The organism is Mycolicibacterium austroafricanum, assembly GCF_902705885.1.
Classification (GTDB): Bacteria; Actinomycetota; Actinomycetes; order Mycobacteriales; family Mycobacteriaceae; genus Mycobacterium; species Mycobacterium vanbaalenii_A.
Genome location: NZ_CACSIP010000075.1, coordinates 64,508 through 76,152, shown reverse-complemented (window position 1 = coordinate 76,152; position 11,645 = coordinate 64,508). Strand labels below are relative to the sequence as shown.

The 11,645-nt window shown below is 63.1% G+C and carries 11 protein-coding genes and 1 pseudogene; 3 read left to right on the top strand and 9 right to left on the bottom strand.

The window, feature by feature from the left end; translation table 11 throughout:
* Positions 1-10: 10 nt before the first annotated feature.
* From BEMPMBAN_RS31240 to BEMPMBAN_RS31215, 6 genes are all read right to left on the bottom strand, one after another.
* Positions 11-418 (bottom strand): FixH family protein, encoded by a 408-nt coding sequence (locus tag BEMPMBAN_RS31240; RefSeq protein WP_159235338.1) that lies wholly within the window; start codon positions 416-418, stop codon positions 11-13.
* Complete coding sequence (locus tag BEMPMBAN_RS31235; protein ID WP_234897800.1) at positions 415-1,752, bottom strand: DUF8832 domain-containing protein; 1,338 nt, start codon at positions 1,750-1,752, stop codon at positions 415-417. The genes BEMPMBAN_RS31240 and BEMPMBAN_RS31235 overlap by 4 nt, the downstream gene beginning before the upstream one ends.
* Before the next feature lie 504 nt (positions 1,753-2,256).
* Positions 2,257-3,396: an amidohydrolase family protein gene (locus BEMPMBAN_RS31230; protein WP_159235336.1), complete on the bottom strand. Its 1,140-nt coding sequence runs from the start codon at positions 3,394-3,396 to the stop codon at positions 2,257-2,259.
* A 724-nt stretch (positions 3,397-4,120) separates the two neighbouring features.
* Positions 4,121-4,447 (bottom strand): hypothetical protein, encoded by a 327-nt coding sequence (locus tag BEMPMBAN_RS31225; protein ID WP_159235335.1) that lies wholly within the window; start codon positions 4,445-4,447, stop codon positions 4,121-4,123.
* Between the two features lie 280 nt (positions 4,448-4,727).
* The gene (locus tag BEMPMBAN_RS32875) at positions 4,728-5,195 is read right to left on the bottom strand and encodes an FAD-dependent oxidoreductase (RefSeq protein WP_234897809.1); all 468 of its coding nucleotides are present in this window, start codon (positions 5,193-5,195) and stop codon (positions 4,728-4,730) included.
* A 483-nt stretch (positions 5,196-5,678) separates the two neighbouring features.
* Entirely contained in the window at positions 5,679-6,230 is a 552-nt protein-coding gene (locus tag BEMPMBAN_RS31215; protein WP_234897799.1) for an antibiotic biosynthesis monooxygenase family protein, read from the bottom strand.
* 143 nt (positions 6,231-6,373) lie between these two features.
* Here BEMPMBAN_RS31215 and pdxR point away from each other — a divergent pair, with 143 nt between their 5' ends.
* Together pdxR and BEMPMBAN_RS31205 are read left to right on the top strand one after the other, a co-directional pair.
* Complete coding sequence (pdxR, locus tag BEMPMBAN_RS31210) at positions 6,374-7,918, top strand: MocR-like pyridoxine biosynthesis transcription factor PdxR (protein ID WP_272952266.1); 1,545 nt, start codon at positions 6,374-6,376, stop codon at positions 7,916-7,918.
* 20 nt (positions 7,919-7,938) lie between these two features.
* A pseudogene (locus BEMPMBAN_RS31205) lies at positions 7,939-8,058 on the top strand (NADP-dependent oxidoreductase); the annotation flags it as partial.
* A 467-nt stretch (positions 8,059-8,525) separates the two neighbouring features.
* Here BEMPMBAN_RS31205 and BEMPMBAN_RS31200 read toward each other — a convergent pair.
* The 3 genes from BEMPMBAN_RS31200 to BEMPMBAN_RS31190 form a co-directional block, all read right to left on the bottom strand.
* A complete protein-coding gene (locus BEMPMBAN_RS31200) occupies positions 8,526-8,945 on the bottom strand; it encodes a nitroreductase/quinone reductase family protein (RefSeq protein WP_159235334.1) in 420 nt (139 codons plus the stop codon).
* Positions 8,946-9,090: 145 nt separating this feature from the next.
* Positions 9,091-10,086 (bottom strand): alcohol dehydrogenase catalytic domain-containing protein, encoded by a 996-nt coding sequence (locus BEMPMBAN_RS31195; RefSeq protein ID WP_159235333.1) that lies wholly within the window; start codon positions 10,084-10,086, stop codon positions 9,091-9,093.
* Between the two features lie 98 nt (positions 10,087-10,184).
* Entirely contained in the window at positions 10,185-10,787 is a 603-nt protein-coding gene (locus tag BEMPMBAN_RS31190; RefSeq protein ID WP_159235332.1) for an NADPH-dependent F420 reductase, read from the bottom strand.
* Between the two features lie 195 nt (positions 10,788-10,982).
* Between BEMPMBAN_RS31190 and BEMPMBAN_RS31185 the strand changes: the two genes are divergently transcribed.
* Positions 10,983-11,621 (top strand): TetR/AcrR family transcriptional regulator, encoded by a 639-nt coding sequence (locus tag BEMPMBAN_RS31185; protein WP_337761929.1) that lies wholly within the window; start codon positions 10,983-10,985, stop codon positions 11,619-11,621.
* Positions 11,622-11,645: the final 24 nt, after the last annotated feature.

Below are 11,645 nucleotides of genomic sequence, written 5' to 3'. Positions count from 1 at the left end.
GTGTGCCTTTCTAGCCGTTGGGGGTGACGCGCAGAACTGCTTCGTGCACTTGGCCGGTGGCGGCGATGCGGACCGTGATCTCCCATTGCCCGGCCATGGACAGATCCACGTCGGCGCGGTACCGGCCGTCGCCTTGGGTCTCGGCGACCACAGGGGTTGTGGCATGGCCCATTTGGGGCATCGCGGGCTCGAAGGTGACCGAGTCGGGTAGCGGGGGCTGGCTGCCGTTGCTGGTGATCTCGACGGTGACCGGGCTGATCCCGACCTTCGGCGACTCGCCGGTCAGCTGCACACGGTACGGTCCTGCCGTCGAGGTGACTGCGCTGTCGTCCATCGATTTCGGCCACAGCAACCAGATTCCGGCGCCGAAGATGGTGGCGGCGATCGCGGCGATGATGACGAGGCGTTGGCGACTCACGGTTCGCGGACCTCGACTTCGGTTGGCGCGGTGAGGATGGTGTAGTCGCGTTCGGTCTGCACCCATACCTTGTAGCGGCCGGGCAGTGCGAACGAGTACGTGAAATCGATCTCGGGCCCGTACCGGGCAACCGATTCGTCAGGCTGCCCGCCTGCGGCTCCGGGTGCGGGCGGCACCATGGCATGCGCGTGCGACCAGATCGGTGCTTTCAGTGCGTGTGCGCCGACGTCGGGGCCTTCGGGTAGTGGTCCGACGACCATCATGTGTCCGACCATCCCGAGCCACGGCTGCAGATCGGGAGTGTCCCCGAACCTGGCCCGGATGGTGCTCGGGCTGCCCGCTGGCGCGATCGTCGCGGTGATTTCGCCCTGCGACGGTGGCGCCGCGATCGGTGGGCCGGCAGGGGATTGCCCGTCGACCGATCCACGCAGCAGCTGAACCCCGCCACCGCGCCTGGCGATTTCAGCGGTCATCGCGTAAGTCCCGCGTTCGGTGGTTTCGAACTTCGCTTCGTACCGTCCCGGCGCGACACGCACAGGATGAACGTGTGACATGGTGCCCGCAGGTGAAACGACGATGAGATGGATCAGTGCACCGTGGTGGATCAGCAGGTCGTCGGCTGGTCGCCCGGTGGAGGAGTCGGTGAGGTTCAAACGCAGCGTGGACTGGCCAGCGGACACCGTCATGTTCACCGGTGGCCGCGAATAGTTAACCGGATTAAGCGAATTTGCCGCAACACGCGCATAGGGATCACGGATGTTCTCGAGGGTGGGGTCAAGGTCCTGGCCGGGTTGCGGAGGCGGAGAGGAGTACACCGACAGCATCGCGCCGGTGACGGCCACCGTCAGCGCGACGATCATGCCGGCCGCCGGGACTAGCGCCACCCAGCTGCGGCGTGCGCGCAACGCCGCTGCCAGCGAGACGATCAGCAACGCGCCGGCGGTGAAGAAGCCGTAGTCACTGGCTTTCTTCCACGGCGGAATCACCTGCGCAGGAACCAGAAACGGGATCCGTGCCGCAGTGTGGCCGTCGTCCACGATCAGTTCCCACGGTCCGGCCCTGTCGACGTTCAGTGTCGCCGAATACATGCCGGGCGTGCCGAGCTTCACCTGGCCGCTGCTGGTAGTGGCTCCCGGTGCCGACGCGGTGAGTTGCAGGATGCCTGGAGCATCGCCGCGATGTGTGACGACATCGACGTGCAAAGGCCCAAGGACCGGGCCGACTCGCCGGATCGTGACCGTCAGTTCGCGACCGCCGAGCGACTGGGCGACGTGCACGTCTGCATCCGATCCGATGCCGTCGGCCCGCGCCGCAGGCGCGCCAACCAAGGTCATGACCACCAGCACGCCGCTCAAAACTGCCAGTGCCACAGGGGATAACCGCCCATTCCGACGCGAAGCGGTCTGGCCGGAGCCATATCGTTTGACCGCGCCAACGAGCATGGCTGCAGCGTTGTCAGCGGCGGCTGACAGCGGGCTCCCGGACTGTCGATCGACCACCGTGGAATCTGGGTGCGGGGACACGAGACCTCCGATGAGTGGTTGGTATCCACCACGATGACGGCGGCCGCTGGCGGCCGCATCCACCCACAGGAGGTGACGTGTACTCCCGCGGGAGTACAGCAGCGTCCGCGCGGCCGACCTTGGTGGCCGACGTTCGGCCGAGAAGCGTGACGGGTGCCGGTCATCGCGGAGGCTCGCGGTGGCCGTCAGCCTGCCGTGTCCGAGTCGATGGGAGTTGATTGAAAAGGTGGTCGCCCGCTGAGCGAGTCGATCGCTCCACGCGTTCGGGCGGCGGATGAGCGGGGCGACGCCTGTCCGCAGCGCCGAGCGCATGCGTCATACCTTTATGCCGAACAATTCTTGCGCATTTCGGAACGCGATTTTTTCCTTGGCCTCGCGTGGCAGATCCACTGCCCGAAACCAGTCGGTTCCTTCCTTCATGTTCGCAAACGGGTAGTCAGTTGCAAACATCACTCGATCCACACTGATGTACTTCAGCAGTAGATGAAGCAGTTCGTCCTGGAAGAAAGCGCTGGTTGTGTACCAAAAATTGTCGTTGAAGTATTGCCCGACAGGCTTATTCAGAGAACCTTCGGTAGATTCTCCCAGATCTTCCACGATGCGCTCGTAGTAGAACGGAAGACCCTCTCCCATGTGGCCGATAATCATCTGCAGTTTAGGGAATCTATCGAACACTCCGGTCATGATCAGTCGAAGGCATTGAGTGAGCACCTCTTGGTGCCAACCATATCCTGAACCGCTGAAAATGTATTCCTGAAACTCATAATTGTATCCTGGGCGCTCAAGATGATAATAAATATTGAAGACTTCTTTGGGTGGGAAGCCCGGATGCAGGTATATCGGAACATCAAGTGCCTCGGCACGCGCCAGAACGGGCTCGAAATCCTGGTGGTCGAGGAACTTGCTGCCAACGAACCCATTGGTCATGGCGCCGACGAAGCCGTCTTCGCGGACAGCGCGTTCCAATTCGTCTGCAGATGCCTGGGGGTCCTGCAGGGGCAGGGTCGCATAGGCCTGGTACCGCCCCGGATAGGTGGTCATCGGGCCATCGGCGATCATCTTGTTGAGACGATACGCAAAATCGTTGCCCTCCTGACCGGCGAGATCCTGCACGCCCGGCGTATGCGCGGAGAGAATTTGAACATCGATACCCGCCTCATCCATTGCGCCGATACGGCCAGGCCCGAGTTCGGCAAGACCAGTTTCCTTGAGGTACTCGACGTGATCTTCGTTGATCGCGTTCAGCGCAATCAGCTCGTCGGTGGTATAGGTCTCTTCCGTGGCGACAAATGGCAGGTCTTGGTCTCGCAACGAGATGTCCGAAATCTCTGTCGCTGGGGCATTGGAGGTAGTGGCACACGCGGACAATCCGGCACCAACACCAAGTGCAGCCGTGCCGCTTAAAAAGTTGCGGCGTCCCAGAAGTTTCTCTAGGGGTTTTGCGCTCGTCTTCATATCAGCTTTTACTCCGATGTTGCGTTGTACAGTTTGGGCGCAGCTTTCGCTTGGCAAAGATTTGAATTAGATCGTCAGAAGTCTGCGCCAGGGCACGACCGTTCTGCTGTTGACGCTGACTCAAATGATCGGCCACTGTGGACACTGGGTGCGGGGACACGAGACCCTCCGTTGAGTGGTTGGTATCCACCACGATGACGGCGGCCGCTGGCGGCCGCATCCACCCACAGGAGGTGACACGTACTCCCGCGGGAGTACAGCAGCGACCGATCGGCCGACCTTGGTGGCCGACGATCCGGCCGAGGAGCGTCCTCGATCACCACGGAGATGTCTTTCCCGATGATCGCCGGCAGTGGCACGAGGTCGGAATGTCTCCGCGACGGATCTGATAGTCGAGCGGGTTGACCGCAGTCGCATGCACGCGCACCCGAACCTGCCGGGGTCGACCTGCGGTACGGCGGCATCGCGCAACTCGAAGGCGTCGGCCCCTCCGAAACGGGCGAGTACAACGGCTTTCATCAAATCAGGCACATCGGTGCTCTCTCGTGGTTTTGGGGGCGCGACGGCGGTGCGCGTGTGACGGTGAGACGTGCTGCGGCACAGGCGATCAGCGCCTACACCGTGAGCCTGACAGGTGGATCACGCGTCGCCCGAGCTCAGCTTTCCGACTCGCCTTGGTGGGCGGAAGGCGAATCTTGCTTCCGCACCGGTGTGTTTGGGGCGGCTACTTGACGTCGACGAAGACGACGTTGCCGGTGGTCTGCAGGATGCGGTCGTCACCCTGGGCGTCCCAGACGTACTCGCGGATGGGCTGGCCCTGGCGGACCGAGACGACCTCGGCGTTGTCGAGTGCGGTCGCGCCCTGGCGGTTGACGATGACGCGGTTGCCGTCGGCCTCGAGCGCGGCAATGGTGTCAGCGGCGCTGGTTCCCGAGGGGCCCGCTTTCGGGGGCAACGGTCCGGCAGCGGCGGGGCCGGCCAGCCCGATGAAGGCGGCGGTGAATCCGGCGGCGATGGCGGTGACGGCGGTGACGGCGGTAAGGTTCTTCATGGTGTTTGCCCTTTTCTGTGTGTTCGCATTGGCTGACAGCGCGCTCCCGGACTGCCGATCGACCAGTGTGGAATCTGGGTGTGGGGACACGAGACCTCCGATGAGTGGTTGGTATCCACCACGATGCCGGCGGCCGCTGGCGGCCGCATCCACCCACAGGAGGTGACGTGTACTCCCGCGGGAGTGCAGCAGCGACCGAGCGGCCGACCGTGGGTGGCCGACGATTCGGCCGAGGAGCGTGACCGGTGCCGGCCGGGCTCGGACGTCGGGCTCGATCTACTCACCCGCGACAGAGTGCGGACATCCCCGATCCGTTGTGCAAGTGTGATCCTGGATAACTCGATCTCGGGCACCGGCTGCTACGGCGAGAGCGGCTAAAAGAACTCGTCGCGGTGCTACTAGTTCCCTGTGTTGCAGACCTGCGGAATGTCGTTGTGGCCGAGCCTTTCCGATAGAATTCAGCTGGCTTGAGCAACTCGCGATTGCGCGCGTCGATGGCTTCCTGGGGGGCGGGAGCCAACATGTCCCCGCCGGCACCTACAGTGCCCTGGGCGTAGATGACGTGCGGGCGCCGATCACGCGAATACTGGGCGAACGCTGCATCCAGATTGTCGGGGTTTTCAGACAATGCCATTGTCAGCAACCATGTTCCGGTGATGGCTAGGGTGGGTCCCCGCCCGGACAAGGGGAAGGCGCAGTGCGCCGCGTCGCCGACGAGCACCACCCTTCCTCGATGCCACGATGGCATGTCGATCAGGCTCACGGAGTCGAAGTAGAGTTCCAGGTCACGCCATGCCGCGTCGAGAAGTTCGGGTACCCACCATCGGCCGTGTCCGCCGTACTCCTTGGTGAGGATGCGTTTCTGGGCATCTAGATCCCGGTAGTCGTAGTTTGATCCAGGGTGCGCGGAAGGTCAGCACTGCCAACGCCACATCGCGATACGTGACGATCCTGGCCATGTGCCCGGGGAAGTTGTAGATCGGGTTCGGGGAACCGGTCATGCGATAGTGCGGCAAGCTCGCCAGAGCGGTGTAGAAGCCGAGATGACAACAGAGCATCACAGAGGGGTACGACGCTCCTGGCCGCGTGGTCCGCGGCCCGGCAGGACCGGGGACGATCGCAGGTGCACCCCGCCCTGTGCCCGCACCAGCGGGAAGGACACCACGGTCGTACCCGGGGTGAACTCCTTACCGACCTCGCGCCCTCCGACGGCGGCCCACTGACCTGAGGGTCAGGGGGTATCGGCCTGGATTCCGACGCCGCTGGCGACGAGGGGTTCTCGGTCATCGGCGACGCCGATGGGGCTGTCGGCCGACGGGTTTAGGTCGGCGTCCTTGAAGACTGCGAAGCTGGACGGCTGTTCGGTGAGGTAGGGGAAGTGGAAGCCGCACTTCGGGCACTGCTCACGTAGGACGGCTTGTTCCTGGCTCAGTTCGTATTGCTTGTCCTGCAATTCATTACAGCAGGGGCAGATGCGGAGGAGGCGGGTGCCTACGAGTTCGAAGTTGGTGATGATGTCTTCCATGATCGCGCCGTTGGCGGCCCAGGCCTTGGCGTACTTGTGGTAAGTATCGGTGTGCCAGTCGTAGAGCGCTTCTTTGCTGGTCCAGAAGCTACATTCGTTGAACCAGCCCGGATCATCCGGGTGCTCCCACCAGGTCAGGTGCAGAAAACCCGGCAGTGCCATCAGGTGGTGGCGAGTGTCGCCGAATACCACCTTGAACTTCTCGTAGGCGTCGGGGCTGGAGAAGCGTACGCGTTGCATGCTGAGGTAGATGGGCACAGATCACTCCTGTGGGTAGGGCACCGCGGCCGTGTCGGGCTGGGACACGACGTGGTTCGGATGAATACGGCATATTGGTTCCAAATCCTAGGGACAATTCGCCGTCCTACCAGAGCCAATTCGGACGCAGATCAGGGGTCCATGTGACATCGAAGCGAAACATTGCGTCGCCGGGTGGTGACACGTCGAATCGAACGCCCACGCCGCCGGCGTACAGGGTGCTTTATGAGCAGTTGAGGTCGAGCATCCTCAGCGGTCAGCTCGCAGGTGGATCGAAGCTGCTCCCCAGCCGGGTGTTGGCCGCGCAGTGTGGGCTGTCGCGCAACACAGTTCTGGCGGCGTTCGACCAGCTGGCGGCCGAGGGTTACATCACAGGTCGGCAAGGGTCGGGGACTTACGTCGCGCGGGTCCTTCCCGAAGAACTCCTGCAGAGCGCCCCTTTCTCCCAATCATCAGCGTCACCAGCGTTGCACCCCGGGGCGGCCACCCTGTCAGCCCGAGGTGAGCGGCTGGCACGGGCACGCCGGATGCCGATTCCCTCCGTGCTGGGCCACCAACCCCGCGGAGCGGCGTTTCTCATCGGACTACCCGCCCTGGATGCATTTCCATTTAAGACCTGGACCAGGCTCTACTCCACACGCTTCGCCACCTCCGCATCCGCCTTGATGCCATACGACAGCCCGGCCGGTTACCGCCCACTGCGAGAGGCGATCGCCTCCTACATCGCCACTGCCCGCGGTATTCACTGCACCGCCGACCAAGTCATCGTCATGAACGGCTCGCAACAAGCCCTGGAGTTCTGCGCCCGGATCCTGCTCGACCCTGGTGATGCCGCGTGGCTGGAGGACCCGGGATATCTCGGCGCGCGGGCAGCTCTGGTCTCGGCGGGCGCTCACATCGTCCCCGTGCCGGTGGACGAGTCCGGACTCGACGTTGCGGCCGGCATCGAACTCGAGTCGACCGCGCGGATCGCGATCGTCACTCCGTCGCATCAATTCCCGCTAGGGCACACCATGTCGTTGGAACGACGGCTGGCCCTCATCGATTGGGCGGCGCGCAACGAGTCCTGGGTCATCGAGGACGACTACGACGCCGAGTTCCGGTATGTCGGAAAACCTCTAGCGGCGCTCACCGCCATCGACACCCATCAGCGCGTGGTCTACGTCGGGACCTTCAGCAAGGTTCTGTTTCCCAGCCTGCGGCTGGGTTACATCATCGCCCCCGAAGCTATCGTCGACGGGTTCATCGCCGCGCACCTGAGCACCGACATGCATGCCCACCTCATCGACCAGGCAGTTGTCACCGACTTCATGGAGCAAGGCCACTTCGCTAACCACCTCAGACGGATGCGCGTTCTGTATCGCGAACGCCAACAACTCTTGATTCAAGAAGCCGAAAGAATTGGCGGCAGGATCGCATTAGCCCCCTCCGACGGCGGCCTGCACCTCGTAGGGCAGCTCGCGGATATCGGCGACGACACCGCGATCGCGAAAAGTGCTCTGCAACAGGGGGTTCACGTCTGGCCACTGTCAATACACCACTACCATCCCAGCAGATCATCAGCGCTTTTACTCGGATACGCAGGAACACCGAAACGTGACATGCGAGCCGGGTTCAACGTCCTGGCCAAAGTGCTACAAGACCGACCGACAACCACCCGCGCTAAGCCAGGTACCCGCACCATTTGAGGGGGACCCGCGATCGATTGGGCCGCGGCGACACAGTCTTAACCGGTGGAGCTGGGGGTGGCGTGGGCGTATTGGCCGTCCAGCTTGCCAAACTCGGCGGCGCCACTGTGATCGGGACCGGCCTCACCGGATGTGTTGATCTTCCTGCACCACGCCTCGTAGGTCGGCGTGCGGTGTTCCGACGTCGTTGACTTTCTGCGAGCTCATGCCTCTCTTTCTCGAAACATCGGAAGAGTTTCAATTTTTACATTCGATGGCCGTATCTTTGGCCTTCGGGTTTCAGTGAAGATGACATTGCCCCGCCGCCGGCGCCAAGCGGTCCGTCGTGATGGATCGTGGTCGAGAAAGAACGCCCTCAGTAGGTCGCGCCTGGGATGCGCTACGGCGGAAAAGTTCTCGAAAAGCGCCGCGGTGTGAGTTGGCAGGCTGGTGTTGGTCACTGGGAGTCATGCCGGACTGACGACATTCACAACTGTCCAGCTGGACCGCCTGCTTGCGGCGACACAACACGGTCGCCCATCGGCGATCTCATTTGGTCAACGAAGCGACGGCCACGATGACGGTCGCGGCCTGCGCTTGCCCTTTGACAAGCCGACCCACCTATCAGTCAGGGCGCCGGGTCGAGAACGACAACCGGTATGACGCGGCCGGCGCGGGCCGCGTGGTCGTCTATCTCCGGCATTATTGCTCTTTGGGCATCCCAAATACGTTGCCGCTCAGCTTCATCAGCCACCCGCGCGATGGCTCTGTACCTGGAGCTCCCGACTTCGATCTCGACTTTGGGATCGGCGATGATGTTGTGGTACCAAGCCGGGTTGGTCGGCGCCCCTCCATTGGAGGCGAATATCGCCCAGCTCCTGCCCAGATCTTGATAGATGAGCATGGAGACGCGTTCAAGCCGGCTCCTGGCGCCGATGCTGTGCAACACAAGCAGGGTCATTTCACCGTCGCCGAAACTGGCGAGTTTGCCATCGTTGGCGCGGAACTCTTCGATCAGTTTCGCGTTCGTGTCTTCGGTGTCAGCCATGTCGAGTCTGTTCCTTTTGTTGGGGGCTGTTGGTGACGGGTTCTGGAAACGGATTTCAGAAACTGGGAGAGCGTTTGCATCAGTGGCCGTCGGCCCCCTTGGATACTGGTCGACGAGTGCGACGCGCCAATTTCGCGCCGCGGGATCAAGTCTCGATGACGATCTTGCCGATGCTGCGGTGGCTCTCGAGCAACGTGTGGGCGATCTTCATGTTGTGCACGGTCAGACCCGCGAGTTGGGTGGTGACGATCGGGCGCACCTGGCCGCTGAGGACGTGCTCACCGATGGTCTGCAGAATTCGACCTTGGCTGCTGGGGTCCGTGCCGCCGCTTATTTGGCTGAACACCATTTCGGTGTGCAGCGAAACAGATTTCTGGATCAGCGGGGCGAGATCGAGCGGGGCACCGAGGTCGATGGTCGACAGGTGACCGAAGGGCCGCAGCAGTGCGCCGATCCAGGCGAGGTTGTTCACCGTGCCGGAGGTGGACAGCACCATGTCGACCTGATGGATACCGGCCTGCCCGAGTTGTTCGCAGACATCTCCGGTGTGGTCGACCACCAGATCGGACCCCATTTGGCGACACCAGTCCTGCGACTGCGGACGGGAGGCGGTGCTGATGACAAACGCTGAGGTTCTTGCCTTGAGCAGCTGTGTTGCCAAAGATCCGACCCCACCGGCGCCCCCGACGATCAGGACCCGTTCCACCCCTGCCGGGAGGGTCGGCTGATCGCGGAACATCGCCTCCCAGCTGGTCAACGTGCCGATCGGCAACGACGCGGCATCGGCGAAGGAGAGCTGGTCGGGGATGTTCGCGACCACGCGATGGTCCACGGCCAGCTGCTGCGCCCAGCAACCGTCACGTGTGACGTCGCCGGTACCCATCACCCGATCACCAACTGTGAACCCGCTCGCTGAGGTACCGGTCTTGACGACTACGCCGGCGAACTCCCAGCCCAGGATCACCCGCCCGCCCGGCCCGGCGCTGCGCACCGATCTGATCAACGCCTCTCCAGGGTTCACACCGATCGCGCGGATCTCGACCAGCAAGTCGCCACTACGAAGCCGCGGCTCGCCGACCTCGCCCAGTTCCAGCGCGAACGCGTCCAACGGATGTGCTTGCGTGTAGGTCAGTGCCTTCAATGCTCCTCCAGTTCAGTAGAGTTCGGCCAGCCGTCGATGCGTTCGGGGAGCGCCGGTGGTTGGTCTCCCGGGCGGGGTGCGGCGGGTCGGGACGTCGGTCAGTCCTGTCTTAGGGCATGCAGAGCCGAGAGCGGACCACCACCGACCTGCATCAGTCGGCCGCCGTCCCGCAGGGCTCCGATGTCGACCGGGGCGAAACCGAAACTGTCGACCAACTCACGAAATGTCGCCTTTGCGGCAGCGTCATCGCCGGCGTAGAACAACACTTGGCGCCCGGCTGGGTGGCGCGGGTCGGACGCAATGTAGCTGGCGTGCAGCGTGTTGAACGCCTTGATTACACGGGCATTCGGCGCCAGGGCGGCGACCCACTCGCTCCCGGTCTGATCACCGAGGTCGGCCACCTCGACCGGGTCCAGTCGCGCGAACTGGTTGGTGGCATCAACGAGGATGCGTCCGTCCCACGGTGGCAGGTCAGCCAAGGCGGCCGGGATGTCCGGCCACATCACCGTGAGAAACACCATGTCAGCCTCGGCGGCTTGGGCGACCGTCCCGGCCGAGGCCAACGGCCCCAGATCGGCTACCACCTCTTCCAAGGTGGACGGGCCGCGACTGTTGCTCAACATCACGCGATGCCCAGCCGCTACCAGATGACGGGCGAGGGCCTGGGCGATGGCGCCGGCGCCGATGGTTCCGAAGTTCATGAGCCTCTGGTCCTCTCACTTTTTTTGATGACGGTCCACATCAATAGTTTAATGCTGTCACGCGTCATCAATAAACGTCAAGCCGATCCGGGATGGACGAGACGGCCGTAGCTTCTCGATACCGGTCCGCGGGTGGGCTAACATGAATTTTGATGACGGACGACCTCGATGGGCAGACCGCGCCGAAGATGACTCATGTGCATGCTGGGGAGGGAGTTTCAGATGCCCCGTGTTTCACGGCAGCAGAAAGAACGCAACCGCGAGCGCATCGTGGCCGCTGCCGGTCGGGGCTTTAGGGCCCGCGGGATCGACGGAGTGGGCATCGACGAGCTGATGAAGACGGCCGGGATGACCCACGGCGGGTTCTACAATCACTTTGCGTCGAAGGACGACCTCGCTCTGGAAGTCCTCAACCAGGGCTTCACCGCCTCCCTCGGCTCCGTCGACGCTTTGATCGGTGCCCACCCCCGCTCCCGCCGGGCAGCCCTGAACGCCATCATCGACAGCTACCTGAGCACCTACCACCGCGACCATCCCGAAGAAGGATGTGCTTCTGCTGCCCTCGCTGCCGACGCCGGACGGCACGGCCTCCAGGCCCAAGAAGAGTACCGGCGTGGCTTGCAGGGCTACATCGCCGCCATCACCGACCTAATCCGGGGCGGCGCGAAGCAGACCGAAACCAAGCTCGACCCACGCAAGGCCCGGGAGCAGGCCATCGCTCTGTTCAGTCAGTTGGTCGGTGCACAACTCATCGCGCGCGCCGTCGCCGAGGCTGACCCTGAATTGTCCGATGAAGTCCTGACCGCCAACAGCAAAGAGCTCAAACGCCGTTGACCTCGAAGACAGCGATCGTGCCGA

Coding starts and splice junctions, on each gene's coding strand:
- BEMPMBAN_RS32875 (WP_234897809.1), bottom strand. CDS start 5,195: ATGCCATCGTGGCATCGAGGAAGGGTGGTGCTCGTCGGCGACGCGGCG.
- BEMPMBAN_RS31200 (WP_159235334.1), bottom strand. CDS start 8,945: ATGGCTGACACCGAAGACACGAACGCGAAACTGATCGAAGAGTTCCGC.
- BEMPMBAN_RS31230 (WP_159235336.1), bottom strand. CDS start 3,396: ATGAAGACGAGCGCAAAACCCCTAGAGAAACTTCTGGGACGCCGCAAC.
- BEMPMBAN_RS31185 (WP_337761929.1), top strand. CDS start 10,983: ATGTGCATGCTGGGGAGGGAGTTTCAGATGCCCCGTGTTTCACGGCAG.
- BEMPMBAN_RS31235 (WP_234897800.1), bottom strand. CDS start 1,752: ATGACCTTGGTTGGCGCGCCTGCGGCGCGGGCCGACGGCATCGGATCG.
- BEMPMBAN_RS31190 (WP_159235332.1), bottom strand. CDS start 10,787: ATGAACTTCGGAACCATCGGCGCCGGCGCCATCGCCCAGGCCCTCGCC.
- BEMPMBAN_RS31225 (WP_159235335.1), bottom strand. CDS start 4,447: ATGAAGAACCTTACCGCCGTCACCGCCGTCACCGCCATCGCCGCCGGA.